The 25,946-nt window shown below is 60.4% G+C and carries 34 protein-coding genes and 1 tRNA gene; 20 read left to right on the top strand and 15 right to left on the bottom strand.

The window, feature by feature from the left end; genetic code table 11:
* Positions 1 to 16: 16 nt before the first annotated feature.
* The 6 genes from FJ430_RS20700 (at position 17) to FJ430_RS20675 (ending at position 4,422) form a co-directional block, all read left to right on the top strand.
* Positions 17 to 733 (top strand): ABC transporter permease, encoded by a 717-nt coding sequence (locus FJ430_RS20700; protein ID WP_140709908.1) that lies wholly within the window; start codon positions 17 to 19, stop codon positions 731 to 733.
* A complete protein-coding gene (locus FJ430_RS20695; protein ID WP_140657870.1) occupies positions 730 to 1,554 on the top strand; it encodes an ABC transporter permease in 825 nt (274 codons plus the stop codon). The genes FJ430_RS20700 and FJ430_RS20695 overlap by 4 nt, the downstream gene beginning before the upstream one ends.
* Positions 1,555 to 1,664: 110 nt before the next feature.
* Complete coding sequence (locus FJ430_RS20690; protein WP_140709906.1) at positions 1,665 to 2,534, top strand: NAD(P)-dependent oxidoreductase; 870 nt, start codon at positions 1,665 to 1,667, stop codon at positions 2,532 to 2,534.
* A gap of 8 nt (positions 2,535 to 2,542) precedes the next feature.
* A complete protein-coding gene (locus FJ430_RS20685; RefSeq protein WP_140709904.1) occupies positions 2,543 to 3,247 on the top strand; it encodes a DNA alkylation repair protein in 705 nt (234 codons plus the stop codon).
* The gene (locus tag FJ430_RS20680) at positions 3,207 to 3,785 is read left to right on the top strand and encodes a GNAT family N-acetyltransferase (RefSeq protein WP_140709902.1); all 579 of its coding nucleotides are present in this window, start codon (positions 3,207 to 3,209) and stop codon (positions 3,783 to 3,785) included. The genes FJ430_RS20685 and FJ430_RS20680 overlap by 41 nt, the downstream gene beginning before the upstream one ends.
* A 64-nt stretch (positions 3,786 to 3,849) precedes the next feature.
* The gene (locus tag FJ430_RS20675) at positions 3,850 to 4,422 is read left to right on the top strand and encodes a DUF3299 domain-containing protein (RefSeq protein ID WP_140709900.1); all 573 of its coding nucleotides are present in this window, start codon (positions 3,850 to 3,852) and stop codon (positions 4,420 to 4,422) included.
* A 45-nt stretch (positions 4,423 to 4,467) separates the two neighbouring features.
* On the opposite strand, the gene FJ430_RS20670 is transcribed toward FJ430_RS20675, so the two are convergent.
* From FJ430_RS20670 to FJ430_RS20655, 4 genes are all read right to left on the bottom strand, one after another.
* Positions 4,468 to 4,959 (bottom strand): Lrp/AsnC family transcriptional regulator, encoded by a 492-nt coding sequence (locus FJ430_RS20670; protein WP_140642616.1) that lies wholly within the window; start codon positions 4,957 to 4,959, stop codon positions 4,468 to 4,470.
* A gap of 107 nt (positions 4,960 to 5,066) precedes the next feature.
* The gene (locus FJ430_RS20665; protein ID WP_140709898.1) at positions 5,067 to 5,684 is read right to left on the bottom strand and encodes a uracil-DNA glycosylase family protein; all 618 of its coding nucleotides are present in this window, start codon (positions 5,682 to 5,684) and stop codon (positions 5,067 to 5,069) included.
* A 28-nt stretch (positions 5,685 to 5,712) separates the two neighbouring features.
* Positions 5,713 to 6,324: a glutathione S-transferase gene (locus FJ430_RS20660; protein WP_140642620.1), complete on the bottom strand. Its 612-nt coding sequence runs from the start codon at positions 6,322 to 6,324 to the stop codon at positions 5,713 to 5,715.
* Positions 6,325 to 6,368: 44 nt separating this feature from the next.
* Positions 6,369 to 6,992, bottom strand: a complete 624-nt coding sequence (locus tag FJ430_RS20655; protein WP_140709896.1) for a thermonuclease family protein — start codon at positions 6,990 to 6,992, stop codon at positions 6,369 to 6,371.
* 76 nt (positions 6,993 to 7,068) lie between these two features.
* On the opposite strand from FJ430_RS20655, the gene FJ430_RS20650 reads away from it, so the two are divergent.
* Positions 7,069 to 8,592, top strand: a complete 1,524-nt coding sequence (locus FJ430_RS20650) for a sensor histidine kinase (RefSeq protein ID WP_140709894.1) — start codon at positions 7,069 to 7,071, stop codon at positions 8,590 to 8,592.
* Between the two features lie 17 nt (positions 8,593 to 8,609).
* Here the strand turns inward: FJ430_RS20650 and FJ430_RS20645 are convergent, their stop codons facing one another.
* Entirely contained in the window at positions 8,610 to 9,605 is a 996-nt protein-coding gene (locus FJ430_RS20645; protein ID WP_140709892.1) for a nicotinate-nucleotide--dimethylbenzimidazole phosphoribosyltransferase, read from the bottom strand.
* Positions 9,606 to 9,770: 165 nt separating this feature from the next.
* Here FJ430_RS20645 and FJ430_RS20640 point away from each other — a divergent pair, with 165 nt between their 5' ends.
* Both FJ430_RS20640 and FJ430_RS20635 read left to right on the top strand, forming a co-directional pair.
* Complete coding sequence (locus FJ430_RS20640; RefSeq protein ID WP_140642628.1) at positions 9,771 to 10,001, top strand: DUF1289 domain-containing protein; 231 nt, start codon at positions 9,771 to 9,773, stop codon at positions 9,999 to 10,001.
* Between the two features lie 10 nt (positions 10,002 to 10,011).
* The gene (locus FJ430_RS20635; RefSeq protein ID WP_140709890.1) at positions 10,012 to 10,716 is read left to right on the top strand and encodes a TIGR02281 family clan AA aspartic protease; all 705 of its coding nucleotides are present in this window, start codon (positions 10,012 to 10,014) and stop codon (positions 10,714 to 10,716) included.
* A gap of 87 nt (positions 10,717 to 10,803) precedes the next feature.
* Here the strand turns inward: FJ430_RS20635 and dusA are convergent, their stop codons facing one another.
* Positions 10,804 to 11,802 (bottom strand): tRNA dihydrouridine(20/20a) synthase DusA, encoded by a 999-nt coding sequence (dusA, locus tag FJ430_RS20630; protein WP_140709888.1) that lies wholly within the window; start codon positions 11,800 to 11,802, stop codon positions 10,804 to 10,806.
* Between the two features lie 115 nt (positions 11,803 to 11,917).
* Between dusA and FJ430_RS20625 the strand changes: the two genes are divergently transcribed.
* A complete protein-coding gene (locus FJ430_RS20625; protein WP_140709886.1) occupies positions 11,918 to 12,979 on the top strand; it encodes a site-specific integrase in 1,062 nt (353 codons plus the stop codon).
* 180 nt (positions 12,980 to 13,159) lie between these two features.
* Positions 13,160 to 13,235, top strand: a tRNA-Thr gene (locus FJ430_RS20620).
* A 42-nt stretch (positions 13,236 to 13,277) separates the two neighbouring features.
* Here the strand turns inward: FJ430_RS20620 and FJ430_RS20615 are convergent.
* From FJ430_RS20615 to FJ430_RS20595, 6 genes are all read right to left on the bottom strand, one after another.
* Positions 13,278 to 13,739: a hypothetical protein gene (locus FJ430_RS20615; RefSeq protein WP_140709884.1), complete on the bottom strand. Its 462-nt coding sequence runs from the start codon at positions 13,737 to 13,739 to the stop codon at positions 13,278 to 13,280.
* 84 nt (positions 13,740 to 13,823) lie between these two features.
* The gene (locus FJ430_RS31765) at positions 13,824 to 13,964 is read right to left on the bottom strand and encodes a hypothetical protein (protein WP_413467793.1); all 141 of its coding nucleotides are present in this window, start codon (positions 13,962 to 13,964) and stop codon (positions 13,824 to 13,826) included.
* 20 nt (positions 13,965 to 13,984) lie between these two features.
* On the bottom strand, positions 13,985 to 14,116 hold the full coding sequence (locus tag FJ430_RS31760; protein WP_413467792.1) for a hypothetical protein: 132 nt from the start codon (positions 14,114 to 14,116) through the stop codon (positions 13,985 to 13,987).
* 24 nt (positions 14,117 to 14,140) lie between these two features.
* A complete protein-coding gene (locus FJ430_RS20605) occupies positions 14,141 to 14,320 on the bottom strand; it encodes a hypothetical protein (RefSeq protein ID WP_140709882.1) in 180 nt (59 codons plus the stop codon).
* 15 nt (positions 14,321 to 14,335) lie between these two features.
* A complete protein-coding gene (locus tag FJ430_RS20600) occupies positions 14,336 to 14,560 on the bottom strand; it encodes a hypothetical protein (RefSeq protein ID WP_140709880.1) in 225 nt (74 codons plus the stop codon).
* 31 nt (positions 14,561 to 14,591) lie between these two features.
* Entirely contained in the window at positions 14,592 to 14,768 is a 177-nt protein-coding gene (locus FJ430_RS20595) for a hypothetical protein (RefSeq protein ID WP_181175550.1), read from the bottom strand.
* A 78-nt stretch (positions 14,769 to 14,846) separates the two neighbouring features.
* On the opposite strand from FJ430_RS20595, the gene FJ430_RS20590 reads away from it, so the two are divergent.
* Both FJ430_RS20590 and FJ430_RS20585 read left to right on the top strand, forming a co-directional pair.
* Complete coding sequence (locus tag FJ430_RS20590; protein WP_140709878.1) at positions 14,847 to 15,308, top strand: hypothetical protein; 462 nt, start codon at positions 14,847 to 14,849, stop codon at positions 15,306 to 15,308.
* A 99-nt stretch (positions 15,309 to 15,407) separates the two neighbouring features.
* Positions 15,408 to 16,577 carry a TIR domain-containing protein gene (locus FJ430_RS20585; RefSeq protein ID WP_140709875.1) on the top strand — a complete coding sequence of 390 codons (1,170 nt, stop codon included), beginning with the start codon at positions 15,408 to 15,410 and terminating at the stop codon, positions 16,575 to 16,577.
* Between the two features lie 117 nt (positions 16,578 to 16,694).
* On the opposite strand, the gene FJ430_RS20580 is transcribed toward FJ430_RS20585, so the two are convergent.
* Complete coding sequence (locus tag FJ430_RS20580; RefSeq protein WP_140709872.1) at positions 16,695 to 16,898, bottom strand: hypothetical protein; 204 nt, start codon at positions 16,896 to 16,898, stop codon at positions 16,695 to 16,697.
* Between the two features lie 184 nt (positions 16,899 to 17,082).
* Between FJ430_RS20580 and FJ430_RS20575 the strand changes: the two genes are divergently transcribed.
* The gene (locus FJ430_RS20575; RefSeq protein WP_140709870.1) at positions 17,083 to 17,694 is read left to right on the top strand and encodes a hypothetical protein; all 612 of its coding nucleotides are present in this window, start codon (positions 17,083 to 17,085) and stop codon (positions 17,692 to 17,694) included.
* Entirely contained in the window at positions 17,669 to 18,220 is a 552-nt protein-coding gene (locus FJ430_RS20570) for a hypothetical protein (RefSeq protein WP_140709868.1), read from the top strand. The genes FJ430_RS20575 and FJ430_RS20570 overlap by 26 nt, the downstream gene beginning before the upstream one ends.
* Positions 18,221 to 18,415: 195 nt before the next feature.
* Here the strand turns inward: FJ430_RS20570 and FJ430_RS20565 are convergent, their stop codons facing one another.
* A complete protein-coding gene (locus FJ430_RS20565; protein WP_140709858.1) occupies positions 18,416 to 18,616 on the bottom strand; it encodes a helix-turn-helix transcriptional regulator in 201 nt (66 codons plus the stop codon).
* Between the two features lie 127 nt (positions 18,617 to 18,743).
* A complete protein-coding gene (traA, locus tag FJ430_RS20560; RefSeq protein ID WP_140709853.1) occupies positions 18,744 to 21,797 on the bottom strand; it encodes a Ti-type conjugative transfer relaxase TraA in 3,054 nt (1,017 codons plus the stop codon).
* Positions 21,798 to 21,968: 171 nt separating this feature from the next.
* On the opposite strand from traA, the gene FJ430_RS20555 reads away from it, so the two are divergent.
* The 5 genes from FJ430_RS20555 to FJ430_RS20535 all read left to right on the top strand — a co-directional run bounded on the left by FJ430_RS20555 (position 21,969) and on the right by FJ430_RS20535 (position 25,752).
* Positions 21,969 to 22,295: a conjugal transfer protein TraD gene (locus FJ430_RS20555; RefSeq protein WP_140709929.1), complete on the top strand. Its 327-nt coding sequence runs from the start codon at positions 21,969 to 21,971 to the stop codon at positions 22,293 to 22,295.
* A 1-nt stretch (position 22,296) separates the two neighbouring features.
* Positions 22,297 to 22,545 (top strand): conjugal transfer protein TraD, encoded by a 249-nt coding sequence (locus tag FJ430_RS20550; protein WP_140709848.1) that lies wholly within the window; start codon positions 22,297 to 22,299, stop codon positions 22,543 to 22,545.
* Between the two features lie 182 nt (positions 22,546 to 22,727).
* Positions 22,728 to 24,641, top strand: coding sequence for a hypothetical protein (locus FJ430_RS20545; RefSeq protein WP_140709846.1), 1,914 nt, complete (start codon positions 22,728 to 22,730; stop codon positions 24,639 to 24,641).
* Complete coding sequence (locus FJ430_RS20540; RefSeq protein WP_181175549.1) at positions 24,610 to 24,879, top strand: RES domain-containing protein; 270 nt, start codon at positions 24,610 to 24,612, stop codon at positions 24,877 to 24,879. The genes FJ430_RS20545 and FJ430_RS20540 overlap by 32 nt, the downstream gene beginning before the upstream one ends.
* 249 nt (positions 24,880 to 25,128) lie before the next feature.
* The gene (locus tag FJ430_RS20535) at positions 25,129 to 25,752 is read left to right on the top strand and encodes a hypothetical protein (RefSeq protein WP_140709839.1); all 624 of its coding nucleotides are present in this window, start codon (positions 25,129 to 25,131) and stop codon (positions 25,750 to 25,752) included.
* Positions 25,753 to 25,946: the final 194 nt, after the last annotated feature.

Below are 25,946 nucleotides of genomic sequence, written 5' to 3'. Positions count from 1 at the left end.
GAGACACGACCCGTCAATGCCGGCCCAAAGCATTTGGACACTTCTCAGCTGGGGACCGGATGGCTGGAGTGACGACATTGCGTCTGGCGTTCTGGTCACCATTGCGCTGGCGCTTGCCACACTGCCGATTGGCCTGGTGATCGGCTTTTTCGTCGCCTTCGCCAAGCAGCATGAAGAGCCGTCGCTGCGCCTGGCCGGCAATATCTACACCACCGTCTTTCGCGGTCTGCCCGAACTGGTGACGCTGTTCCTGTTCTTCTTTGGCATGCCGCTTCTCCTGCAATATGTCGTGCGGCTGTTCAATCCCGACGCGACGATCGACGTCAACAGCTTCATCGCCGGCATGATCGTGCTGTCGTTGATCTTCTCCTCCTACGCCAGCGAGGTCTTTCTCTCCGCGTTTCGTGCCATTCCGAAAGGCCAGTATGAGGGCGGTTACGCCATTGGCCTGTCGAAATGGCAGACGATGCGGCTCATCGTCCTGCCGCAGCTGATACGCATCGCTTTTCCGGGCCTGGAGAATTGCTGGCTGAGCCTGCTCAAGGACACCTCGCTGGTCTCGGTGGTCAATCTGGCCGAAACCTTGCGCCAATCCGGCGTCGCGGCGCGCGTCACCAAGCATTCCTTCCTGTTCTACAGCGTTGCGGCGCTGATCTTCCTGGCGCTGGCCGTCCTGTCGTCGATCGCCACGAGCTACATCCTGCGCCACCTCGGACGGAGGGAGGCGCGATGAGCGTCAGCCAGGCTATCGCCATCGACAAGCCGCCGCCGCAAGCGCGCGGCTGGCCGCGAGCCCGCATCCTTGGCTCCGCGCTGGTCGGCATCTGGATTCTGTTCGGCGTCGGCATCGTTGCCTATCTGGTCTATGCATGGAACGCCGCGTTCTTCGCCAGATACGCGCCAGCCTATCTTCAAGGCTTGGGCACCACGCTGTCGCTGGTCGCCATCTCGATGGTCCTTGGTGCCATCCTGTCGTTTCCCGTCGCCTACGGCCGCATGTCGAAGAACAGGATCCTGTCCGGGCTTGCCTATTGCTATGTCTACTTCTTCCGCGGCACGCCGCTGCTCGTGCAGACCTACCTGGTCTATTACGGCGTAGGCTCGTTCCGGCCGGAGCTTGAGACGGTCGGGCTGTGGTGGTTCTTCCGCGAAGCTTTCTATTGCGGCGTCTTTGCGTTCTCGCTCAACACCGCCGCCTATCAGGCCGAAATCCTGCGCGGCGCTATCGAAAGCGTGCCGCGCGGCCAATGGGAAGGTGCGGCCTCGCTTGGCCTGCACAAATTGCAGACGTTGCGCAAAGTCGTCCTGCCACAGGCGATCATCGTCGCGCTCAGGCCCTACGGCAACGAACTCATTCTGATGATCAAGGCTTCGGCGATCGTCGCCATCATCACGGTCTACGACCTGATGGGCAACGCCAAGCTCGCCTACGCAAAATCCTTCGACATCCAGGCCTATATCTGGGTGGCGATCGTCTATCTGGTGATGGTCGAGATCCTGCGCCACGGCGTCGAATGGATCGAGCGGCGCATCACTGTCCACCTGCACCGCTAGGCCGAAACCGCGTGGGCCTGGGCCAGTCGATGCGGCTCCCCGCGCCTTGACGAATTCGCCGCAAGGCCTAGAGCTTCCGCAACTGAAATTTCGTTTGCGAAAGGTAGCTCATGGCATCGGTGGCATTTCTCGGTCTTGGCGTCATGGGCTATCCGATGGCCGGGCACCTCAGGAACAAGGGTGGCCATGACGTCACCGTCTACAACCGCACCAAGGCAAAAGCCGAGCAGTGGGTGGCCCAGCATGGCGGCAAACTGGCGCTGACGCCGGCCGAAGCGGCCGAAGGCAAGGACTTCGTCTTCTCCTGCGTCGGCAATGACGATGATCTGCGTTCGGTCACCACCGGTGCGAACGGCGCCTTCGCCGCGATGAAGAAGGGCGCCATCTTCATCGACAACACCACTGCCTCGGCCGAGGTCGCGCGTGAGCTTGACGAAGCCGCGCGCAAGGCGGGTTTCTCCTTCCTCGACGCGCCGGTGTCCGGCGGCCAGGCCGGCGCCGAGAACGGCGTGCTGACCGTCATGGTCGGCGGCGATGAGGCCGCCTTCGACAAGGCGCGGCCCGTCATCGACGCCTACGCCCGCATGGTCGGCCTGATGGGATCGGCGGGTGCCGGCCAGCTGACGAAAATGATCAACCAGATCGCCATTGCCGGCCTCGTCCAGGGGCTGGCCGAAGGCATCCATTTCGGCAAGAAGGCGGGGCTCGACATCGAGAAGGTGATCGAGGTGATCTCCAAGGGAGCGGCCGGCTCCTGGCAGATGGAGAACCGCCACAAGACGATGAATGCCGGCAAATATGATTTCGGCTTCGCCGTCGACTGGATGCGCAAGGATCTCGGCATCTGCCTGGCGGAGGCCAACCGCAACGGCGCCAAGCTGCCGGTGACGGCGCTTGTCGACCAGTTCTACAAGGATGTGCAGGACATGGGCGGCAAGCGCTGGGACACGTCGTCGCTGCTGGCGCGCCTCGAAAAATAGGCGACGCAATGGCCCTGCCCGGTCCGAGCTGGAGCGCCGACGACATCGTCGCTCATTTGCGCGCGATCGGCACCGAGGCGAACCGGGCAGGCATGGCGCGCTTCGGCATCAACACCACGAGCGCGCTCGGCGTCGGCAATTCCGAATTGCGGCCGCTGGCGCGCAAACTGAAGAAGAACCACGAGCGATCGCTTCTGCTGTGGGACAGCGGTGTCCGCGAAGCGCGGCTGATGGCGGCCTTCACCGGCGAGCCGAACAAGGTCGGCATCGATCAATGCCGGCGCTGGGCGGCGGATTTCGACAGCTGGGAAATCGTCGACACCGTCGCGGACCTGTTCGCCGAAACGCCATTCTGGCGCGAACTGATCGACGAGTTTGCCGAAGACGAGCGCGAATTCGTCCGCCGCACCGCCTTCGCCATGCTGGCCTGGAGCGCGGTGCATCTCAAGAAAGAGCCGGACGCGACTTTTCTTGCCTATCTGCCGCTGATCGAGAAACATGCCGGCGACCCGCGCAATTTCGTCCGCAAGGCGGTCAATTGGGCGTTGCGGCAGATCGGCAAGCGGTCGATGAGCCTGCACGCCCCTGCCCTTGCGCTGGCGAAAAAACTGGCGGCATCGCCCGACAAGACGGCACGCTGGATCGGCAAGGATGCAGTGAAGGAACTGACCGATGCCAGACAGATCGAAAGGCTCGCAGCCGCAAAAGCCTGACCTTGCCGGGATTCGCTTCGTCGAGGTGACGCCGGAGACGCGGGCCGGCTTCGAGAACCTGTTCGAGCAGCCGGGCGCGCCGAAATATTGCTGGTGCATGGCCTGGCGCCATTCCAGCCGCGAGCACAGTGAGAACGATGAGAAGAAGCGCATGATGATGGCGCTCATCGATGCCGGCGCCCCGGTCGGCATCGTCGCCGAGTTGGGCGGCGGACCAGTCGGCTGGTGCTCGGTCGCGCCGCGCGAAACCTACCGGAAACTTTCGAAGCAGCAGAACGACACCGAAACCGGCATATGGTCGATCGTCTGCTTCTATGTGCCGAGGGCTTTGCGCGGCGGCGGGCTGGCTTCCGCCCTGCTCGATGCGGCGATCGACCATGCCTTCCGCAAAGGCGCACGCATCATCGAGGCCTATCCCGTCGACGAGGCGGCGCCGAGCTATCGCTTCATGGGTTTTCGCGACATGTTCGTCGCGCGAGGCTTCCATGAAATCGGCACCGCCGGCACGCGTCGGCATCTGATGCGGCTGAACCGTTGAGCCCGGACCGGTCACGACGCTTTTACTCGATTCCGCCAATCGACTGGCGGAGGATGGAGCGGCCATGAACAAGCGTTTCAGATCGTGCGCGACGCTGGTCGCCGGGCTGCTTTTCGCTGCCTCGGGAGCCGATGCCGCGGCCGATGTCGCGCATATCCTGTGGAAGGACCTGCGCCCAGCCACGCAAGCCGTTGCCGAGGATGCGAACCTGCCGATGATCGCGGCAAAACTGCCAGACCACGGTGAGACCTTGTCGCTCAATCTGCAGGACAAGACGATACAATTAGCCGGCTATGCATTGCCAGTCGATCGCGATGGCGACCTCGTCTACCAATTCCTGCTGGTGCCGTGGACGGGCGCCTGCAGCCACATGCCGACGCCGCCGCCGAACCAGATCGTGCTGGTGACGCCGGCGCATCCCTACAAGATGAAAGAGACCTACGAGCCGGTCGCCGTCACCGGTGTGCTGAAGCCCGGCATGGAGAAGAGCCAGCTCTTCATCCTCGACGGCGTCTCGATCGTCCAGTCGGGCTACACGGTGCGCAGGGCCGAGGTGGCAAGCGTCGACAGCGTGCCGGACACGGTCACGCTGCCGGTCAACTCGCCGTGGAATTTCCTCAACAAAAGGAAGAACTAAGCTCGCCGCCCCACTCGAGTGCGGGAATCGGCGAGCACCCTTTGATCACGCCGCGTTCGCGCCCGATTCCTTGTCCAGCACCATGTAGTCGAGCGGGATCTCGGTCGTGTATTTGATCTGCTCCATGGCGAAGGACGAGGAGACGTCGCGGATCTCGATCTTGGCAATCAACCGCTTATAGAAAGCGTCATAGGCGGCGATATCCGGAACCACCACGCGCAGCAGGTAATCGACATCGCCGCTCATGCGGTAGAACTCGACCACTTCCGGGAATTCCTGGATGACCTCGGAGAAGCGCCGCAGCCATTCATGGCTGTGCGAATTGGTGCGGATCGACACGAAGACGGTGACGCGCACATTGACCTTCACATGGTCGAGAATGGCAACGCGCCGCTGGATGACGCCCTCCTCCTCGAGTTTCTGGATGCGCCGCCAGCACGGCGTGGTCGACAGGCCGACTTTCTTGGCGACATCGGCGACCGCGAGCGTCGCGTCCTCCTGCAGGAGGCGGAGAATTTTTCTGTCGAGACGATCCATGGGAAGCTCCAGGGGAATAGTTTGGCTATAATCCCTTTTATCCAAGCCTTTCACAAGAAAGAAATTCTGCCGATGGCGGCAAAAGCGAGTGATTTCTTGCAAGATGCCTAATCGATGCGATAGCGGATTTCCGACCTCAGGAAGGGCAGCAAATCCATTTCAAACCAGGGATTCTTCTTCAGCCAGCCGATGTTTCGCCAGGATGGATGCGGCAGCGGCAGCACTTTCGGGACGGCCGGTCCATCCCATATGGCGCGCCAGTTCCTGACTGTCTCGGTCAGCGACGGCAGGCGTGTCGTGCCCATATGCCAGGCCTGCGCATAGCCGCCGATGGTCAGAACCAGGTCGATCTGCGGCATCAGCGCCATCAATTGAGCGCGCCAGGCTGGCGCGCATTCGCGGCGCGGCGGCAAGTCGCCACCCTTGGCGTCCTGTCCGGGAAAGCAAAAGCCCATCGGAACGATGGCGAATTTTTCGGTGTCGTAGAACTCATCGCCGCTCACACCGAGCCAGCTTCTGAGCCGGTCTCCGGAGGCGTCGGTGAATGGCACGCCCGACAAATGCACTTTTGTGCCCGGCGCCTGGCCGGCAAGCAGGACCCGCGCGGTGGAGGACGGCTGCAGCACCGGCCGCGGCTCATGCGGTAAAGGCCGCCCAAGCGGCTCCTCGACGCAGATGCGGCAGGTCCGCACCCTGGCGGTGAGGCGCTCCAGCGCTTCTCTCATATCAGGCGGATTGTCCAATTGTTGTCGCTCAGGCCGCTGCGCTCGGCCGGCTTGTAAGCGCTGCATACCAGCGCAGCACGTTCGTGCACTCCTCCGGCACCCTGATGCGTGCCGGCTTCATGAAATCGATGGCGATCATGCCGGTGATGTCGGCGACCGAGTAGCTATCGCCGGCGGCGAATTCGCGCTCGGCCAATTCGTGGTCGAGGAGATGCAGGAATTCGATCGCCTTCGGTTTGTTGGCCTCGCCCCATTCCGGGATTTGCGGCACTTCCCATTCCTTCATCGCAGGATGGATGTGCCGGAACGCGGCGGCGACACTGGCCATCAGGTTCAGTTCCATGCGCCTTTGCCACATCTCGACCATGGCCTTGCCGAGCGCGCCCGTGCCGAACAGCGCGGGCTTGGGATGCAACTCCTCGAAATAGCGGCAAATGGCGATCGATTCGGTGATGATGGTGCCGTCGTCGAGCTCGAGCACAGGCAGGCGCCGCAGCGGATTGCGCTGAGCCACCTGCTCGCCGCGATGCTCCAGCGCGCCCATGTCGACGGGCACCAGCGGCACCGTAAGTCCCTTCTCGGCAAGGAAGACGCGCACGCGCCGGGGGTTGGGCGCTCGGCCGCCATCGAACAACTTCATTCCATCCTCCAGCTTCTCCATCGGATCATAGGCGGCTCCGCCCATCACCAGAAGTGAACAAATTCGCGCAGCACGTCGCCGAACGAGGCCAGCATGCCGTGCTTTCTCTCGACCGGCGCACTGTGATGGCTGTCACGCCATTGCTGCGGCTCCTCGAAGGCGCCTGCCCAGATGCCGACCTTGGCCGCTCTCGCCACCGCTTCCTCGGTCTCGAAGTCGCCGAAGGCAACCGCCCATCCGGCCTGCACCTGGCTCCGGTTCAGGTCGGTGTCACCTGCCCTGCAGTCGCCGAGCAGCCGGCCGTAACGGTCGCGCTGCCAGCCGCTGCAGGAAACCGGCCTGCCGGAGATCAGCCGTACCAGCGATTGCCGCGCCAGCTTGCCGCAGGGATAGTCGGCGCCGGCCTTCTGGCAGGTCTGCTGATACTCCGGAGCGTCGATGCCGCGCATGCGAATGCGCTCGGTCCCGAGCGTGATCGAATCGCCGTCATTGACGATCGCCGTGCCTTGCTCCCTGCGTGTTTCGAAGCGGTCGAGGCGGGCCGCCACCAGGATAAGCAATCCGAGCAAGAGGAAGGCCAGCCCATAGTCCAGCAGCTTGCGCCAGAGGCTTCGCGGCGAGCTTGCCGCGTAGCGTCGGCGCGGTCCTCGCGGCCCGAAACGGCTCATATGGCAAACAGTCTCTTAATCATTCGAACGTAGCTTAACGAACTGACAGTCGCTGCGCGCAGAAATTGAAGTCTGTATGCCTTTGCAACGCTCGAACACAGCGGATAAATTTATTGTGGACCGCCGTAAACCGCACCGCAACAGCGATGTGGCGCGCGCGGTGCGCAAGACGCGCGACCGCCTCTCGCAGCAGGCTGGCAGCCTCGACTTCGACCGTGAACTGCTGAAACTGCATGCGCGCGCCATGGTGGTCGGCGCGGTCGCGATCCCGCTGCTCGTGCTCGCCGTGGCGGCCGTTGGTCGGCTGGCGGGCCTGGACAGCCAAGTCACCATCTGGGCCTTGTCGATGCTGCTTTGCTACGCGATCGTCGCTTTCATGGCGCGTCGCGTGGAGCGAACCGAGGCAGCCGAACTCGACCCGGCGCAGACGCGCCGCGACTTCTTGATCGGCCACTTCCTGTGCGGCCTTGGCTGGGCGTGGTTCGCCTGGATCGGCTGCGACACCTGCCAGATCGACCAGTTCCATGTGGCCAAGGCCATGGTGCTGCTGGTCGCCATGGCGACGACCGCCGTGATGGCCTCCTCGCTTGGCGGTGCGCTGTTGGCCACCTTTACAATTCCCGTTGCCGTTTACGTCTACACCATCCTGCGCCTGTGGACGCCGATCGAAGCCACGATGGCGGCGTTGCTTATCGCCGCGCTTCCCTTCTTCGGCTACGTCGCGCGTCATCTCAACCGGGCGTCGTTGATGCTGCTCTCCTTCCGCTCGGAGAAGGACGCGCTGATCGCCGAGGTGGAGACGGCCAAATCGATGTCGGACGAGGCAAGGCGGCGCGCCGAGGACGCCAATCTGGCGAAATCGCGTTTTCTCGCCTCCATGAGCCACGAACTCAGGACGCCGCTCAACGCCATCCTTGGCTTCTCCGAAGTGATGGCCAATGAAGTGCTGGGGCCGATGAACAATCCGACCTACCGCGACTATGCCCATGACGTGCACGAGTCCGGACAGCACCTGCTCGACCTGATCAACGAGATCCTCGATTTGTCGCGCATCGAGGCCGGCCGCTACCAGCTCAACGAGGAGCCGGTCGTGCTGGTGACCATAGTCGAGGATTGCTGCCACATGATGGAGCTGCGTGCCCGCAACAAGGACATCCGCGTCATCCAGGAATTCGAGGAGACCTTGCCGCGGCTCTTCGCCGATGAGCGCGCAGTCAGGCAGATCACGCTCAACCTCCTGTCCAATTCGATCAAGTTCACCCCGTCCGGCGGCGAAGTGCGCGTACGCGTCGGCTGGACCGCCGGCGGCGGCCAGTACATCTCGGTCAAGGACAACGGACCGGGCATACCGGAGGAGGAAATCCCGGTGGTGCTTTCCGCTTTCGGCCAGGGCTCCATCGCCATCAAGAGCGCCGAACAGGGAACCGGCCTCGGCCTACCGATCGTGCAGGGCCTGCTCGCCATGCATGGCGGCGAGTTCGAGCTGCATTCCAAGCTGCGTGAGGGCACCGAGGCGATCGCCATTTTCCCGTTGAGCCGGGTGATGGAAGAACTGCCGGCTTTGCCGACCAAGACCGTTGCGGCGCGGGGGCGCCGCTGAGGCAATCCCTGTCGGCTCTAAAGCCGGATAGCCATCGCCATGCCGGAACTGGTCAACGCCGCGGCCTTGACGATTCCGGCGGCAAGAGCGGCCCCTACCCCTTCGCCATGGCTGATGCCGAAATCGAGCAGTGGCCGCAGTCCGAGCCGTTCGGCCGCCTTGGCGTGGCCGGGCTCCGGCGACAGGCTGGCAAGCAGGCAGTGATCGAGCGCGCCAGGATTGGCCGCATAAAGGGCAGCGGCCGCCGCGGTCGCCGCGAACCCGTCGAGCAGGACAGGAATCCTCTCCATGCGCGCCGCCAGAATGGCGCCGCAGATCGCCGCGAACTCGCGCCCGCCGACCCTGCGCAAGGCCTCGAGCGGATCGCCCAGGCCGGAACCGTGGAATGCCAGCGCCCGATCGACGACCTCGGCCTTGCGCGCGGTCATCGCAGCGTCGGCGCCCGACCCCGGCCCGACCCAATCGGCCCCGCTGCCGCCGAACAGCGCGGCGCAAAGTGCGGCGGCGATCGTCGAATTGCCGACCCCTAGATCACCCAGGCACAGAAGATCGGCGCCGCCCGCCACCGCCTCCATGCCGAAGGCCATGGTCGCGGCGCAACCGCGTTCGTCGAGCGCGGCTTCCTCGGTGACGTCGCCCGTGGGAATGTCCAAGGCGAGGTCAAAGACTTTCAGGCCGAGATCGTTGGCGACGCAGACCTGGTTGATCGCGGCGCCGCCGGCGGCGCAGAGTTCGACCTCATTGCCGGTCGCCGCCACCGGACGCGGCGAAATGCCGTGCCTGACGGCGCCGTGATTGCCGGCGAAGATCGCCATCAGCGGCCGGTTGATCGCCGGTGGCGCGCGTCCGCTCCAGGCGGCAATCCAGGCCGCGATGTCCTCGATGCGCCCGAGCGATTCCTTCGGTTTGTCCGCTTTGGCGAACAGCGCGCGGACACGGGCGGCCGCCGCGTCATCAGCAGGCGGCAACGCCGCCATGAGGCTTCGGAAATCGTCGAAAGGCGTTGCGGTCATTTATGTCGGTCGCGGTCCGTTGCGGAAATCGCAAGCGGCATAGCCGCCTTCTCCAGCCGGCACAACCGCCTGACGATGCCGCGAACGCGTTGCCCTGTGGCGCATTGCGGAGGGCTTGCATTGCTCCGGCGGTTGCACCATGTGGAATAAAGGCAAGAGAACAGCATGTCCGCCATCGAATCCCCCTGCATCCTGGTCTGTTCGATCGATATGAAAACCGGCTTCTGCTTCGGTTGCGGCCGCACGCGCGACGAGATTTCCGGCTGGCTGACGATGACCCCCGAAACGCGCCGGGCGGTGATGTCCGAATTGCCGGCGCGGCTCGAAACGGTCGAGCGGCGGCCGCGTCGTGAAACCCGGCGCAGCCGCATGGCGCGCGAGCGCGGCGTCTTGTGAGAAGAAACCGATGAACCGGCTGTTCTGGATCGTCATGGCGGTGATCGGCGTCGGGCTGGTGCTGCTGATGCTCAACAATTCAGCTGGCCACACCTTCGGCATGGCCAACAACGATTTCGGCCGGCTGATCTGGGTCGGCGTGCTGGTCATGGTGATCGGCGCGAGCCTGCTCCGCTCCGGTCGGCCGATGGGCGACATGGCGCGCAATCTCGGCGTCTGGGCCGCGTTCGTGCTCGTGGTGATCGCCGGCTACCAGTATCGCTACGAACTGCAGGACGTCGCGAGCCGCGTGACCGCCGGCCTCGTCCCGGGCAGCCCGCTGGCGCTCGGCGTGGAGAATGGCCGCCCGACCGTCACGCTCGACAAGGCCGACAACGGCCATTTCGAGGCCCGCATCCTGGTCAACGGCACGCCGGTGCGCGCCGTGGTCGACACGGGTGCGACCAGCACGGTGCTGACGTCCGAAGATGCGCAAGCCGCGGGGTTCAACCCGGCGGCGCTCAGCTACAGCGTGGACGTCTCAACCGCCAACGGCATGGCGCGCGCGGCGACGGTCAAGACCGACGAGGTGGCGATCGGCGGCATCGTGCGCAAGGACATGTCGGTGATGGTCGCTGCGCCCGGCATGCTGGATCAAAGCCTGCTCGGCATGAATTTCATCGGTTCATTGTCGGGCTTCGACGTACGCGGCGACCGCATGATCCTGCGGGACTAATGCATGTCGCCCAGAAGTGCGTAGCGGTTCTGGGACCACGACATGCATAGGAAAATGACTTAAAACGCAACGCGTTTTAACCGAAGGTCAGGCTGCCTCGGCTTCCGCCGCCGTGAGATCAATCGCGGCGAACGCGGTCCTCAACACCTCCGCCCCGGCGCCAGGCCTGTTCGCATCCGTCGACAGGATTTGCCGGAAGCGGCGCGCCCCAGGCAAGCCGTGGAACAGTCCGACCATGTGTCGCGTAATGTGGCCGAGCCGCCCGCCCCGCTCGATATGGCGCGCCGCGTAGCCGGCCATGGCGTCGATCAGCGCCGCGTGGTCGAAGATGGTCGCCGCCTCGCCGTAGAAGGCGGCATCGACGCCGGCAAGGATGCCGGGCGTGTGATAGGCCGCGCGGCCGAGCATCGCGCCGTCGACATGCCCGAGATGAGCCGACGCCTCGGCGAGCGATTGAATGCCGCCATTGATGCCGATGAATTCGTTCGGCTTTCTGGCCTTCAGCCGGTAGACGCGCGGATAGTCGAGCGGTGGAATTTCCCGGTTCTCCTTGGGGCTCAGCCCCTCCAGCCAGGCCTTGCGGGCATGCACCCAGAGCGCGTCGGCGCCCGCGGCGAGAACGCTGTCGGCAAGCATATCGAGAGCAGGCTCCGGGTCCTGATCGTCGACGCCGATGCGGCATTTGACCGTGACGGGGACTTTCACCGAAGCCTTCATCGCCGCGACGCATTCGGCGACCAGAACCGGCGTCTTCATCAGGCAGGCGCCAAACGTGCCCGACTGGACGCGGTCGGACGGGCAGCCGACATTGAGGTTGACCTCGTCATAGCCGAAGGCCTCGCCGATCCGCGCCGCCTCGGCGAGTTTTGCCGGATCCGATCCGCCAAGCTGCAGGGCAACCGGATGCTCAGCGTCATCGAAGCCGAGCAGCCGCTCGCGAGCGCCATGGATGACGGCATCGGCCACAACCATCTCGGTGTAGAGCAGAGCCCGGCGCGTCAACTGGCGGTGGAAGAACCGGCAATGTCGATCCGTCCAATCCATCATAGGTGCCACGGCCACTCTATGATCTTGATTTTTCAGCATTTTTCGTTTAGCATCAAATTGTTAGAACCTACCGAGTGCACACAAACTTACGCCAGAATACGACCCTTTTCGCCACGTTTCGATCTTTCAGTGCACACGGAGCGCACACGAAAAAATGGCTACCTACACAAAGCTCTCATCCGGTTCCTGGCGTGTCCAAGTCCGTCGCAAAGGTCGCTACGTCAGCGAAACCTTCCTGCGCCGAGACGACGCGCGCCGCTGGGCGACCGAAACCGAGCGCCAGGTGGATCGCGGAGAGACGCCCACCAAGTCCCGCATAGCGCGCCTTAAGACCTTCGGCGAGCTCATCGACCTCCATATCGACGACATGTGCGATGTAGGCAAGTCCCCTCGCCGCTCCAAGGCCGCGGCCCTTGCTATGCTGCAGAGACATCTGGGGAAGTGCAACATCACGTGTCTCGATCGCGAACGGCTCATTCGTTTTGGGCGTGACCGGGCAGCCCAAGGTGCCGGACCGATGACTCTCGGCATCGACATCGGCTTTATAAAACTCATTCTGGCTCATGCCGCTGCGGTGCACGGCCTGCCCGTCAAGGTCGAACCAGTTGATCTCGCGCGCATTGCCCTAAAGAGGCTTGGCCTCGTTGGTAAAGGCAATCAGCGCGACAGGAGGCCGACCCAGGATGAACTCGACAGGCTCATCGCCCACTTCGATGCAAATCCTCGTCAAATATTGCCGGTTGGTCAGATAATACGTTTCGCCGTCGCAACCGCGATGCGCCAAGAAGAAATCTGCAAGGCGCGGTGGTCCGACATGGACGCCCGCACGCGGATGCTTCTAATCCGTGACCGGAAAGACCCGCGAAACAAAAATGGGAACAATCAACGCATACCCTTGTTCGCGGCAACTGGGTACGACGCATGGGCCATTGTCGAGGAACGACTGGCCAAGCGAAGCAATGACGATGATCGAATTTTCCCATTCAATCATCGGTCAGTCGGAACCGCCTTCCGTCTAGGCTGCGCTGACCTGGGCATCCACGACCTTCATTTTCACGACTTGCGGCACGAAGGAACGAGTCGACTGTTCGAAGCTGGGTTCACAATCGAACAGGTAGCGTTGGTTACAGGGCACAAAGATTGGAAGATGCTGCGACGTTACACGCATCTGAAGCCCGAGACGCTTCATTCTATGCACGCTGCAAAGGCTGCATAGTTTGAGATTGAGGAGCGGCACGACTAACTAGGCCATACCGAGCCCAATGATCGCGCAGCTACGGAAGAAGGATTCGAAGGAGCGGCGGTTTTGTAATTCGCTGGATCAATCGGCTAAGGCGCTGAAAAGCCGTAATGTTTTTCAAAGCCGCGTTTCAGGGGTATATGTAGGGGTAAATGTGCCGCGTTAGCTCAGTTGGTAGAGCAACCGCCTTGTAAGCGGTAGGTCGAGGGTTCAAATCCTTCACGCGGCACCATCCGCCCGGCTCGATTAGCCGGGCCGATCTTACATCCAGACTTCAGCTTGGATCGACGGCGAGTTGCCCAAGAGAAAAGCCTGATATCTCTGCTAATTTGGCGCGCCAATGGATGGGTCGCTGCGGGATCGGGGCCTGACCGGGAACAAAGAATTGAGCCTCCCGGAGATGAATGAAAGTGACCCTGTCGTCAAAAACGTCTTTGTCAGGATCAGCGTTTTCTTGTTCCATCCTCGTTTGCCATTGTTGAAAGACTTCAGCAAGAGCACTACCCGCATCGTCATCCTTGGGGCTCCCATTGATGATCTTGTTGCGCTCAGCTTCGAAAAATTTATGGTTTGCAATGACGATGCCGCTAATAAGCATGCCATGAGCGTGAAGAGTGATTGGTATCTGGATGCCGAATTTGTTCACGCAGCCAACTAACAGACGTAAGAAACCGTCGTTGATATCGTCGCGGCCGATCGGAGTTATCAAGTCCTCCGGGTTGAAGTCTATCGCCATTGTCTCGCTCTCCTTTTAGATTAGGCGAAAAGAACACAACTTGGCGGCTAAGTCGATGGTCGTCCCGGTTTCCTCTGGACTTTGCTACGCATTTCCTTCTGTCGCGCTTTCATCGTCTAGCGCATACGGCACCGGCAAATAAGCATTCGTTTCCAGCCATTCGCGAATGATCCGGGCAACCAGATCGCCTTTGGCGATCCCCATCTCGCTTGCGATGGTCGTCAATGCGTCTTCGGTGCGCGGCTCTAGATCGATGCCGCCAGATTCCGCAGCCGGATTGCGGCTCGCCTAAGCATGATTGCCAGATCGGCGCGGCTGATATCGCCAATGGCGTCCGATGCGCTCTCTAGCTCTCTTGCAAACGCGATGCGTGTCATTCCTGGCGCTCCGTCATAGGTATTTCAGCTTTTGTCTGATGGCGGACGCCGGTCGCGTTGTTGCCAAGCCGTGACAAAGCACCAAATGCCAAAGCCGGCCCAAACGAGCGCTTGTAGGTCGGGGTCCGGATTGTATTCGAGAGGATCAACGGCAAAAAGTACGAAGGCCATACAAAAGCAGCCGATCCCGATGATTGCGATCATGATACTGACCGATTTCTAAAGTTGTTCCAAAGGTCTAATCAAGTAGGTTTTTGCGATTGCGTCGGCCACAGTTTTTCGGATTCCGCCGAATTTACTGACACCGGTATCATGAGCGGCCAGCTTTTTCGCAACGTCAGCAATTCGTTTGCTTAATTCCGTGTTTCCAAGGGATGCATCGCGAAGTCGGTAAACGTCCCAAAGAGCGGCAACCACTTCATCAATTTCTGATTTGTCGGGCATCAGCTACACTCGTTCGGGATCATCGTTTCCGTCAAAGGTATCTCTCGCCTTCGGCCCGGTGCTCGAAGCAGAACCAATGCAGTTCCTGCTTGGGTTTGGCAAAGCCCCAGCCGGCATCTTTTCCGCATGCGGCATGTTCGCAAAAATGATGCTGGACGCCGGGCTGCGTTGAATATTCCGGTCGCGGCAATCTGATTTCGTCGCTCATTAGCGGCAGTGAACAAAATGGGAACAAAAATGTCAAGCGCCCATTGACCGGCTAGGAATGTGTTCCTTAATCGAAGCTATGGCAAAGACCGACGAGGACAATTTTCGGATAGAGGTTTGGGACCGCGAGGAAACGGCGCTTGTCGAAACCATATGTCGGTCGCCGGATTCGTTCGTCAGTCAAGCCGCGTGGCAGTCGGCTATTCGTCGCCGTCCAGGCATGTTGCTTATTCACTTCAATGGCCGGCACGTGATGGAAAAGGTCATTACCCCCGGCGAAGCGACGATCCCGCCGCAAACCATCGTAGACGGCAGCGTGCACGCCGGCTTGGACGTGGCGCTTGGTGATCTGCGGGAATGGCACAGGCTACGTGCGTGGTGCAAAAACTGCTCGCATCATGCCGACGTCAAGCCCGCCGCTTTGATCAAGCGCTATGGCAAAGATGCGCTGTTCGGCACAGTTGAGCGAGCGCTGCTTTGCACCAGTTGCGACCGTGGCGGACCAGTTCGGCTGGAAATTCACAAGCTACCGAGGAATTGATTTACACGCCTCGCGACGCGCCAAGACCCTGCCTTGGTAGTAGCTTTGACAGCGCCCGGAATCAGTGCAGCATACCTTCAACTGCGGGGGAGAGTTCACATGAGCGAAAACGACTATCAGATATTTGTCAGCTACGCGAAGCCGGACCATTCGGCCGCGCTAGAGATATACGAATGGCTTGAAACGCAAGGCTTAAACCCTTGGATGGACTCCGAAAAACTCAAGCCCGGCCAAAATTGGGACTTCGAGCTACAGAAAGCCTTGGAAAGATCAACATTCATAATCGCAATAATCTCTCGTAATTCTGTGGATCGACGGGGATACGTACAGAGAGAAATAGCTGCCGCGCTAGATAGGAAAAAAGAACGCCTTGAGGACGATATATTCATAATACCGATTGTTATTGATGACTTAGAGGGTATTCCGGAGCGTTTCAAATCCATTCAGGTTGTCAGAACGTCCGATCCCCGTTTCAAAAAACTTCTGCTTGAGTCGATTACTTTGCAAATCGAACGACTTGGGGGAGAAAGAAAGGAAACGCAGGAGCAACAGGAGCTATTCTGGTCTTCGAAGACTCGTAAAGAAAGCTGGGAAGGCATTCCCGGATATGAATTTGAATGTCAATTTTTCGAATTTTGGTCGAAGAGGTATAGCAACGTAGAAGACATAGGAACTTTCGTTAGGGGGCATTTTCTGGGAGAATTATTACGGCATCGTTCCGTCAAGCTACAGCAGGATGCTAACTTCTTTAATTTTGCTCAAGATAAATGGGCGAGAACCAATACTTTTTCGGCGTTTTGTGCAGAGCCAACTATCAGGGGAAGTGTATTGAACTTGGTATATAATGTTGACTGGTATGGAGCCGGGGCGGCTCACCCAAATCATCATCATGAGACGTTTTCTTTCGTATTGGAACCCATGGTTTACATACAGCGCCTTATGAGCATTTTTGGCGATGACAACGACGAGAAGGCACTCCAGATAATTAGGGACGAGTCTTACAGGCAGATCAGAGAAACATTGCTCGCCCATGGAAGGGAGGAAGACGAGTGGTTAATTGATACGATCAAGTCTGGAACCGAAAACTGGGACTCGTTTCATTCGTTCTCGTTTGGAGACGAAGGTATCGACCTCTATTTCCCGCCGTATCAAGTAGCGTCTTATGCTGATGGTTTGCATACGGCTAAAATACCCTATGCCATGGTCGCCAAGTTGGTAACCCGCGAATATCGCACGGCTCTTCAAATTGAGTATTTTGCTAGAGGCTAGGGCAACGGAGAACCCCTCCCCCGGAATTGGTGAATTCTAAGCGCTTTCCAAAGCGACTAACCAAATCCACTAACCGTTCGGCATTCGTCGTTTCCCATCGATTTGAATGTTTGCTGCTCATCGTCGCATGCGCGCCAAAATCGCGACGTGCTCGCGCTGCACCGCTTCTAGAGCCTGCAAAAACAGGACTGCATCATAAAGGAGCGCGTGGCCGCCTTGATCGGTCAGCTTGCTTATGAGTGCCCGTTGTCGTGCAATGCGCTCCTCGCCTTCGCGGATGCGGCGTTCTGCCAGCTCTAACGGGGTTTCGATCCGATCCATGCTACTGCCCTAACCAGCAACCGCATCCTTTATATTGATCCGTCGTTCATAATCTCCCTGTGGCGTTTCAACGGAGAAGAACAGGCTAAGCCCGGTCGCAGTAAAATCTAGCAAATTCTTGTGTTCCATTGAGTTTGGCGGCATGCTTTAGCAAAGGGGCACGAAGAATGATGCGGGGGAGCCGATGGGAGGCGTGAAAGTCGCGTTTCTGGAGGCTATTGCGGCAGTTGTGCCGGTCGCTTTGGTGTATTTTAGCGGCTGGGCATATCTGTCATCATACGTTGGCGCGTTTGGAATCGATGCAACTCAGCTTGATGTCGGTTTTCCCACTGTGCTGGTGTATGCGTTCCCTCCCCTCCAATCTTGGACGCTCCTAATCTTCGCTATTATCGTGATCGGCGTGGCTGCACTCGTCTATAAATTCGGCGTCCGGACGCAACTGTTTTGGTGGCCGTACGTCGTTGTACTTCTTGTTTCAGCGCTTTTTGTGATTTCCTATGTCGCCAAGGAGTCGGCCAACGAAATGGCTGAAAATGTCTGGCGTGGAAAAAAGGTTCAAGCGTTCGCAAACGTATCGTCTGGCGGGCCATCAGCGGATCAATACAAGCTATGCCAGAGCGATTTTCGGCTACATCAGATTATCGGTTTGGCGAATCGTCTTTTCCTGCTTTGCAGAAGCGCGCTGACGCCATGCGATCGTGGAGTAATGTACGTCATCAATGATGACGGTCGCATCATCTACACTGCCAATGAAATTCGGAGGGATGTCAATGCGCGCCAAATTTGCACTGATTAGCGTTCTTTCAGTCCTGCTGTCGTCGCATTTGGCGATGGCTGAAGAAGCTCTGCAGGTTTCTCAAAAGCAGGCCACAAAGATCGTCGCTGGTGACGGCCCATTCGAAATAGCGAATGAAGCTGCCCTCTTTGGATATGTGACAGCAGTCAAAGGATCGGAGGCTACTTTCCTGCCCTGCGATGGCAAAAAGTTCGACGTGGATATAAGCAAGCTTCAAAGAACGAAGCACGATTGTAGCGTAGCCCCTCCGCCCGACCAGAAGCCGTTCGGAGTCAACTGTGAAACCGCCGACGAAACCTGGGGAACGTTCGCGCCGGTTTTGGCTAGCCAGAAGGATGTTCCGCTAGGGTCAACATATGAGGCTGCCAAGAACGACGTGCAGTTTTCGGACGCTGTCAAAGCTGCGATAGGCAAGGTGACGCAGGTCCGAAATTGCAATCTGTCTGTCGTCGGCGCGGACAAGGACGGTGTAGCTGTGATCCAGATATTCCTGACTTCGGACAAACTCAACGTTCCCGACAAATAGCCCAGTATGGTCGCTCTGGTCACAGGAATTGGCGGATTTATCCAAGGTAAGTTTGAGGACAATCGTGCAGTTCGAACGTGGTTCGAAACCCGCATCTGAATCAATCCTACAAGCACTGAAGCTATCGCTCGAAGCTGCCGGAATAGAGTTCATTCCAGAGAATGGCGGCGGCCTGGGCGTGCGTCTGTCACGCAATCACTGATATTTTGTTCGCCATGCGACGGGATTTTCGACCCATTGGTTTACTTCTGATTCCCGCCAGCCGGCGCCATTGACGCTGATCTTGATCTGAGCTGGGAACGTCCCTTCGGCGATCTTGCGATAAATGGTCGAGCGGGACAGGCCGGTCCGGGCAAGGACGGTTTTCAGGCGTATGATGCGATCTGGCTCGGACATAGCTCGCCTGCTTCTAAGTGGTTGTTGCTGATATCTGCCGGGACAGAGGGGACGAACCAATGCTGGGAGCAATCAGGTTCATCGTATCGTCTGCCTGCAGCGTGGAATCGGCGACAAATCGGACGGTTCAAATCCCGATGCCTCGGCCCCGTCCGAGCCCGATGCCATGGTTGAAGGCGAGTTCCGCACCCAGCCGGCGGCCGGATTCGACTTCGATGCCAAGCGCCTTCTTGTGATTGGCGAGCAGCGATTCCAGTTGCGGATCGCGTTCCAGGCTCGTCGCCATGTCGGCCATGGCCGAGCGCGTTGACTTGTAGCCGGACATGTCGCCGGCCTGGTATTGGCGCTGGCCCATCCGGTCGAGCTTTTGCCAACGTTCGACGAAACGGTCCGCCCGGTGGCCCGGATCGATATCCAGTCCGATGCGGATTTCCGTCTCAAGCTGGAGAGCAAGCACGATGCGATTGACGCGGCCGGTCGCCGCCTCACGGACCAGCTCGGGATTTTTCGCGTAGGCCGCTTCGGCATCGCGCCAGCCATGCGGCCGCACTTTCTCGAAGGCGCTGCGGGCATCTTTCAATTCGCGCAGTTGTTCGGGACTGCCCCGCCCGCCCACATTTTCGCTGCCGATAACAGCATCGAGAGCGCGCGCGTGACGGACAAGCGCGTCCGTGCGAGCGCGGCGTAGCACCGCTTCCGGGTCCGCCGGCATACCTGTGTCGCGCTGCGCTCCCGTGGCGGAGGCTTCTCTTCCAGGTGCTGGGCCGGCGTCTCCGATCTGCGCTCCAACATCTTCCCTTCCCGGCCTGTGACCATGGTCCTGGCCGGGCTCGGTGTCTGCGGGCGGGCGCAACCCGTCTAGCAGCCCGCCGATCCTGTCGCGCAGCTTCTCCGGAACAATTCGACGCACAATCTCGACCACACGCTTGCGGAAGGTGATGCCGCGCCGCTCGGCATAGCTCTGCGCCGGATCGGCTTGCTCGTAATCCGACGCCATATCCTTGGCGCGGTCGCGTGAAAGCGTACTGATGAGCCTATCCCGTGTGGGGAAGTCATCGTTGCTGTAATGCAGCTCCATCCCGTCCCGATGCCGCGATAGGGCAACGTAGCTGCCATGCGCATCCATGCCTGGCGTTGCCAGCACATGAGTGCGGTCAACGGTCATGCCCTGCGCCTTGTGAATGGTCGCGGCATAGCCGTGGTCAATGTGGGCATAGTCTTTCAGGTCGAACCGCACCGACCTGCCATCGTCGGTGCGCACGGCCATGCTTTGCACACTGACCTCTTCGATCACGCCGAGCGTGCCGTTCTTGACGCCAAGCCCGCGCTCGTTACGTAGGAACATGACACGGTCGCCGCTGGCGAAGATTCTCACGCCGCGTTCGACGCCTATCTGAACATCGTCGCTGAGATCGCCGGCAGCGCGCATGCGCTCGCGCGCTGCCTGGTTGAGCGCTCGCACCTCGTCGTTTGTGTGGGTGAGGATGATCCGGCTTGCCTGTGGCTCAGCCTGCCTGCTGCGATCCCAGCGCTCGACAAGATCGCTGCGCGCCTCGTCGCGCGTCGCAGCCTGGTGCACCATGCCTCGTGCGTCATAGGCGTCGATCGCAGCGCCGATCCTGCCGGTTGCCAGATCGCGCGTGGCATCACGCTGCCACTCCTCTCGCTGCCGGCGCACCTGGCCGATTTTGACGCCGCCGTGGCGCTCATGGATCGAGCGGAACGCAGCGCCGGCCTCGATCGCCTGCAACTGCTGCGGGTCGCCAACCAGCACAACCTTTGCACCGGCTTCCGCCGCATGCGAGAGCACGCGCTCCAACTGGCGCGTGCCGACCATTCCGGCCTCGTCGATCACCAGGACATCAGGCGCCTTGAGCAGATCACGGCCCTGTCCCCAGCCATGTTCCATACTGGCGATGGTGCGAGACGGGATGCCTGACCCGCTTTCGAGATTCTCGGCCGCGATGCCGGAGAGTGCCACGCCCCGAACTTCATAGCCCGCTGCTGCCCATGCCTGGCGCGCAACGCCAAGCATCGCGCTCTTGCCAGTTCCGGCAAAGCCGACAACGACACCAAGACCGCGACCGTCGGTGATGTGATCCAGAGCGTCGGCCTGCTCGCCTGTGAGGACCAGGCCGCGCTGCTTCGCACTCGCCAGAGCTGCCTCCCGCTGTGCGTCACTCATCGCATGACGCTCCTGTCCGGCCATGCGTTCCGCCGCGCGATGCAGAAGCTGTTCGGTCTCGATCATCTGTCGGGTGGTGAAGCGATTTTCGCCGCGCCCGTCCTTGCCAAGTTCGATCAGATCGGCCGCGCTGCCGATGGCTTCCATCACTTCGTTGAACTGTTCGATCCCCTCGCTGTGGCGATGCGCAAACTTCGCCATGTCGCGGCGCGTGAAGGTCGATTGCTGATGCGTTATGGCATCCAGCGCCACGGATGGATCCGCGATGATGCGCGCGCCATTCTCGCGCGCGATCTCGCGATGCAGTTCGGCGCGATCTGCTTCAAGGCCAGCAGCGTCAATGCCGCCGCTTGCAATGCGTTGAGCCGGCGCACCTATCTGGGTTTGCGGCTCCAGGGCAATGCCCTGCGCTTCCAGACTGCGATGGTCGATACGGGCGTCTATGTCGAGCTCGGCCAGGCGCTCATTGGCAAGCTCCGCCCAGCGCTCGCGCCAGCGCTCGACCAGATCGGTGCTGTTCCAGTCGCGCACTTTTGGACCAAAGCCATCCTCGTCCACGGACCGCATGGTGAGCATGACATGGGCATGGGGTTTTGGACTGCCATCCTCTGCCCTGTCCCAATGCACATTGAGATCGGCGACCATGCCTCGGCTGACAAACTCGGCCTGAACAAAGTCGCGCGCTAACTCGATGCCTTGCGCCTGGCTCAGCTCGCGCGGCAGGGCAAATTCCACCTCCCGGGCAAGCTGCGCATCCTTGCGTACCTCAAACGCCTCGACGTCGTTCCACAGCCGTTCGCGCTCGCTCCAGGCCCCCGGCGCGTTCTCCGGCAGCATGATTTCAGAATGGACCACACCGCGCTTGGCCGAGAAGTCATGCGTGCGTTCGATCCGCTCGTCGCGCAACCGCGAGGCCGAGCGATAGGCGGCCGACGCCACAGCGCTCGAGCCGGCCTTGCGGCCAATGACCTTGACGTGAAGATGATAGATCGCCATCGCGACCAGATCATTTGCACGGCAAAGCGTACGTCGGCACGACGTATAAGCGCGCCCTCCCTCGAAAAAATCTCGGGATGGACCAGCCCGTCCCGGGCTGTCTCGGCAACCCTGAAGCCTTCCGGCAGGAGCTCCCCTATCATGACCGCATCGACATCAATGGAGACAACCATGCGCAAACCACGTGACTACGATACGGAACTGAAGGCGTTGGAAGACAAAGCGCGAGAACTCAAAACGCGAAAGGTGCAGCAACTTGGCGAACTGGTGATCGCCACCGGCGCCGATCAACTGAGCACCGACGAACTGGCCGGTGCACTGGTCGCCGTCGCCGAAACGAAAGACGCTGGAAAGCGCGACGCATGGGCCAAGCGTGGAGTGATGTTTTTCGAGAGCCAGCCACGGCGAACTGCTCCGGCATCTCAGCGCAACCCTCGCGGCGCTCCAGCGCAACCGGGCGGCACACAATCGCCGGCAGGCGGCACGGACTCGGCATGACATGCGCACCTGGCAGGTCGAGCGCCGCAAGCGCACCCGACACCTGATCGAACTCGGCGGTCTCGTCGTCAAGGCAGGCATCGTCGAGCTGACCGCCGATGATCGCACTACAATTTACGGCGCGCTTCTCGGGATCGCCGTGAAGCTCAAGAGTCATGAATGTGAGCAAGCGCGCGACCTATGGGCCGCGAAGGGAAAGCAGGCATTCGATGCGGAACGCCATGAAGACCAAAAGAGCCAGCGAACATAGCGGTGCAAGGAGAGCTGCAGGCTGTGCAAAGCCACGACAGCGGTCTCCACTCGCGTTGCGCCAACAGGCGAGGACAATGGTGGCATTCCCATCGGTCATCGGCATAATCTCCTTCCCCAGGGCGTATAGCTAACGCTTGGCAGGCTCTGCACCAACAAAATGAAATGCGGATATCATCAGGGATGGATCACGCAGATGCGCAGAAATCCTATGGCACCGACCGGGCGCGCCTAGTCTATGGCAAACGCTCGGACGGGTCCTTAGCCCATATCAGCGAGGTCGCGCGCGGGCTTGCCTGTGGCTGTGTTTGTCCCGCTTGCGATGCGAGCCTTGTCGCCCGCCTGAAGGACGATCACCAAGTGCCGCATTTCGCGCATCATGGGGGCGAGGCTTGCGGCGGCGGTCCTGAGACGGTCCTTCATCTGTTGGCAAAGGAAGTATTCCGCAGCAACCCGAAAATGCTGCTGCCGGAACGCGTGGCGCTCGATCACAAAAAGCGCGTCGTAATGAAGCCTCCGACGGAGGTCAAAGCAGAATTCCATCACATGGAATACACCGACCCCAAGGGCATTATTCCGGATCTATATGTGCGCGCGCTTGGCTACGACCTGTTTGTCGAGGTGGCCGTCACGCATTTCAGCGACAGCGCAAAAATCCAACGGCTCCGTCAGCACCAAATACCGGCCGTTGAAATCGATCTGTCCAAGCTGCCGCGTGATGCACTTCGGGAGACGGTCACGGAGGCGGTGTTGCATTCTGCAAGGCGACGCTGGCTTTACCATCCCGGCATCGACGCCGCGCAGGCGCAATATGAGATCGACGAAGCAGCTCGACAAGAAAGGCAGGACCGGCGTTGGGCTGAAGCCGCAGAGCGCCACAAGCGCCGAGTTGAAGGTATCGCGACGGAATACAGAAAGGCGGCAAACAAGCAGGAAAATTTGGCAGCCCGCATTCCTCGGCAGGAGGAACTGAAGGCGGTAGGCCTTGCAGCGCATGTCGGCATCAAGGTTCCGGGCTTTGCGTGCTTCGGCCAGCCGCCGGCGGCATGGCAGGCCATTATCCTGGCCGAAGTGTTCTACGACAAACGGATCGGTCAGGGCCCGCGCAAAGCTGTTCCCGTTGCCAACTACCTGGACAAACGCGGCCTGGTCGAGCGGACGTTCCAGCGCCTCTCCAATGAAGTGGCGGCAGATGTTGCGGCGCTCGAACCGGGGTTCGCTCCAGCTTGGAAGGCAGTCGACGCTTACCTTGATTACCTGCTGGGAAAGGGAGTTCTGGTGAACTGGGGATATGGTGCCGAACTCAACAGCCCGTTTGCCGAGAGGTGGGAGGCTCGCACGCTCGCGGAGACCCAACGAACGGCCGTGATGCAGGCGGCAGTACGCGACGTAGAATGGATCCTCGGCGAACTGCCTGAAGGGGAGCGGGCCGGCATGACAGGTGAAGCCTGGCTGCAGTCGATCCACCGAGAATCCGGACTGACCTACAAGGACGCACTCCGCTCAGACATCGAAGCCGCCATGATCGTCGGGCAAGTCAGCGCCATCGCAGCTATGCTGAAAGGGCACGGCCCCCTCCCACGGGCGACGCTTGGTCTGCCGATCGTGCCCGCTCTCGCGCGCCGCCAAACGCAGATGGCAAAACAAGCAGAAGCGCTGCGGGAAAAGCAACTGCAGGAAGCGATGCGCAACCGCCACGCGCGCCGTGACCGGTTATGCATCGATGCGGAGAAGGAAATGAGCGGCGCCGAGCTCGAGGCGTTCCTGCACACCAAGCGTGATCGCATTGACGGCATGACCCTGATCGAGCTCGCAGAAGACAGCGAAGCTGGATTAAACCGCGCGCGGGAGGCCCTGAAGGCCTGTGTATGGCAGCGTCAAGTGGATGCCGCTATTGCGGCCGAGAAAGCCAAGTATCAGGCCCGGATCACCGAGCTTGCCGAACGGGGCCTTTCCGAGGCGAACGCGGCCGCCTTTTTGAAAGCGCGCGATGACGAGCTTGGGCGGATGAGTCCGCTGCAGTATGTCAAAGACGAGCAAACCTTCCAGAAGGCATGTGCGTCGCTTGCGCAATGGCAGCGCCAATTCGGGCGCTGATGATGGCGCACACTGTCGCCGGGAAGAGCGGCTGCTAGAATACCCAAGGACGCAAGAAGTAGCTGAAGTCGCCAATTTCTTGGATTTCGACAGATTGCTGGTGCCAAGCGCCAGATGGCCGGCGTCGAACTTGGTGATTTTTGGCGATCGTCTGGCGCCCGGTGCGCTCGAAGTCATTGAGGATCACGGGCTGATCGATTGGCAGGCCTGCCAGCGCGCGAACAAAGTCGCTTTCTAGCGTTTCGCACAGTTCGGCGGAGACAAAACAACCGTCACAGGGTCGGGCATTGCGCCACCGGTTGGACTCTGGTCGACTGTGGGGGGGCACGTTTCTCCCGCCCTACCCGCGTGTGCTACGACTGCACTGTGGCAGACGTGTCAATAATAGAACAAACAATCGCACTCGACGTGACAGGTTACATCAACTCTGCGCACCGTATGGCCGAGTGAGGCAAGTTCGGCTGCGAAACTACGTCGGAGGGGTAAGATGAGCGAAATGAAGTTGCCACCCGTAATGACATACGGGAGGGCCGATCTCCTCGAAGAGCGGCTTGGACTGAAGCCGGTGGTCGGCCAGCGCATTGCGGCAATCATTATATTCGCCGCCACAATAGAGCACCACCTTGAGCGAGCTCTATGGAAGCTCAAAGGCTTAAATCCTCAGGGCATTAGGCCTGAGACAGATGCGAGGATGATCTCTGACTTGATCGGAATGTTAGAGACGTTTGCGCTAACTCTGGCACCAGGGGAGGAACGGACCCTTCTCGAAACATGGGGAAAAGCGGCCCGGTTCGCGTTTGCCATCCGGAATGACATCGCCCATGGGGTACCCACCAACATGGGGGAAACGCTAGCATTTATGAACAATCCTCGCTGGCATGCCGAGACGCGGAAGAGACCGTTCAGCGACTATTGGGCCGAACACTACTCACTGGATCTCGTCCGTCACGCATTCGCGGTCCTTCTGCGCGTCATTGTTGGCGTCTCCTCAGAGAAAATGACGTTGGCCGAGCTTGCTAAGCCACCATTGCTACGCGCTTTGCGCGACACGCTTTCTATTCTGGGCGAAATGGCCTCGAAGGACTACAATCCGACTTTCGAAAAATACTAATAACTCCGGCACGCTCGCCCACCGGCGCTCAGCTGTATCCGCGCCGTTAGGCGGCCCTGCCGGTTGGCATCCGCCAAAGCACGCCATTGACTTGGCAAGGTCGCGTCTGCGGCCGGCACTCTTCGATAAGTGGGATGCGGCCGAAAGGCGGCAGCGCCCTACCGACTCGAACTCCAAAATGAGAGACTCTGATC

It is taken from the genome of Mesorhizobium sp. B2-8-5 (assembly GCF_006440675.2).
Taxonomy (GTDB): Bacteria; Pseudomonadota; Alphaproteobacteria; order Rhizobiales; family Rhizobiaceae; genus Mesorhizobium.
Note: the sequence above shows the minus strand (reverse complement) of the source record. Positions and strands in the feature narration are given on the sequence as shown.

Bases quoted from the DNA above. Each gene is read 5' to 3' on its own strand.
- FJ430_RS20680 (WP_140709902.1), top strand. From the start codon at position 3,207: ATGCCAGACAGATCGAAAGGCTCGCAGCCGCAAAAGCCTGACCTTGCC.
- FJ430_RS20565 (WP_140709858.1), bottom strand. From the start codon at position 18,616: ATGTCCGAGCCAGATCGCATCATACGCCTGAAAACCGTCCTTGCCCGG.
- FJ430_RS20650 (WP_140709894.1), top strand. From the start codon at position 7,069: ATGCCTTTGCAACGCTCGAACACAGCGGATAAATTTATTGTGGACCGC.
- FJ430_RS20615 (WP_140709884.1), bottom strand. From the start codon at position 13,739: ATGGCGATAGACTTCAACCCGGAGGACTTGATAACTCCGATCGGCCGC.
- FJ430_RS20545 (WP_140709846.1), top strand. From the start codon at position 22,728: ATGGATCACGCAGATGCGCAGAAATCCTATGGCACCGACCGGGCGCGC.
- FJ430_RS20570 (WP_140709868.1), top strand. From the start codon at position 17,669: ATGCGCGCCAAATTTGCACTGATTAGCGTTCTTTCAGTCCTGCTGTCG.
- FJ430_RS20645 (WP_140709892.1), bottom strand. From the start codon at position 9,605: ATGACCGCAACGCCTTTCGACGATTTCCGAAGCCTCATGGCGGCGTTG.
- FJ430_RS20550 (WP_140709848.1), top strand. From the start codon at position 22,297: ATGCGCACCTGGCAGGTCGAGCGCCGCAAGCGCACCCGACACCTGATC.
- FJ430_RS20655 (WP_140709896.1), bottom strand. From the start codon at position 6,992: ATGAGCCGTTTCGGGCCGCGAGGACCGCGCCGACGCTACGCGGCAAGC.
- FJ430_RS20670 (WP_140642616.1), bottom strand. From the start codon at position 4,959: ATGGATCGTCTCGACAGAAAAATTCTCCGCCTCCTGCAGGAGGACGCG.
- FJ430_RS20635 (WP_140709890.1), top strand. From the start codon at position 10,012: ATGAACCGGCTGTTCTGGATCGTCATGGCGGTGATCGGCGTCGGGCTG.
- FJ430_RS20580 (WP_140709872.1), bottom strand. From the start codon at position 16,898: ATGGATCGGATCGAAACCCCGTTAGAGCTGGCAGAACGCCGCATCCGC.
- FJ430_RS20600 (WP_140709880.1), bottom strand. From the start codon at position 14,560: ATGCCCGACAAATCAGAAATTGATGAAGTGGTTGCCGCTCTTTGGGAC.
- FJ430_RS20660 (WP_140642620.1), bottom strand. From the start codon at position 6,324: ATGAAGTTGTTCGATGGCGGCCGAGCGCCCAACCCCCGGCGCGTGCGC.
- FJ430_RS20585 (WP_140709875.1), top strand. From the start codon at position 15,408: ATGAGCGAAAACGACTATCAGATATTTGTCAGCTACGCGAAGCCGGAC.
- traA (WP_140709853.1), bottom strand. From the start codon at position 21,797: ATGGCGATCTATCATCTTCACGTCAAGGTCATTGGCCGCAAGGCCGGC.
- FJ430_RS20590 (WP_140709878.1), top strand. From the start codon at position 14,847: ATGGCAAAGACCGACGAGGACAATTTTCGGATAGAGGTTTGGGACCGC.
- FJ430_RS20575 (WP_140709870.1), top strand. From the start codon at position 17,083: ATGGGAGGCGTGAAAGTCGCGTTTCTGGAGGCTATTGCGGCAGTTGTG.
- FJ430_RS20675 (WP_140709900.1), top strand. From the start codon at position 3,850: ATGAACAAGCGTTTCAGATCGTGCGCGACGCTGGTCGCCGGGCTGCTT.
- FJ430_RS20695 (WP_140657870.1), top strand. From the start codon at position 730: ATGAGCGTCAGCCAGGCTATCGCCATCGACAAGCCGCCGCCGCAAGCG.
- FJ430_RS31760 (WP_413467792.1), bottom strand. From the start codon at position 14,116: ATGACACGCATCGCGTTTGCAAGAGAGCTAGAGAGCGCATCGGACGCC.
- FJ430_RS20640 (WP_140642628.1), top strand. From the start codon at position 9,771: ATGTCCGCCATCGAATCCCCCTGCATCCTGGTCTGTTCGATCGATATG.
- FJ430_RS20595 (WP_181175550.1), bottom strand. From the start codon at position 14,768: ATGAGCGACGAAATCAGATTGCCGCGACCGGAATATTCAACGCAGCCC.
- FJ430_RS20685 (WP_140709904.1), top strand. From the start codon at position 2,543: ATGGCCCTGCCCGGTCCGAGCTGGAGCGCCGACGACATCGTCGCTCAT.
- FJ430_RS20690 (WP_140709906.1), top strand. From the start codon at position 1,665: ATGGCATCGGTGGCATTTCTCGGTCTTGGCGTCATGGGCTATCCGATG.
- FJ430_RS20700 (WP_140709908.1), top strand. From the start codon at position 17: ATGCCGGCCCAAAGCATTTGGACACTTCTCAGCTGGGGACCGGATGGC.
- FJ430_RS20605 (WP_140709882.1), bottom strand. From the start codon at position 14,320: ATGATCGCAATCATCGGGATCGGCTGCTTTTGTATGGCCTTCGTACTT.
- FJ430_RS20665 (WP_140709898.1), bottom strand. From the start codon at position 5,684: ATGAGAGAAGCGCTGGAGCGCCTCACCGCCAGGGTGCGGACCTGCCGC.
- FJ430_RS20625 (WP_140709886.1), top strand. From the start codon at position 11,918: ATGGCTACCTACACAAAGCTCTCATCCGGTTCCTGGCGTGTCCAAGTC.
- FJ430_RS20535 (WP_140709839.1), top strand. From the start codon at position 25,129: ATGAGCGAAATGAAGTTGCCACCCGTAATGACATACGGGAGGGCCGAT.
- dusA (WP_140709888.1), bottom strand. From the start codon at position 11,802: ATGCTGAAAAATCAAGATCATAGAGTGGCCGTGGCACCTATGATGGAT.
- FJ430_RS20555 (WP_140709929.1), top strand. From the start codon at position 21,969: ATGCGCAAACCACGTGACTACGATACGGAACTGAAGGCGTTGGAAGAC.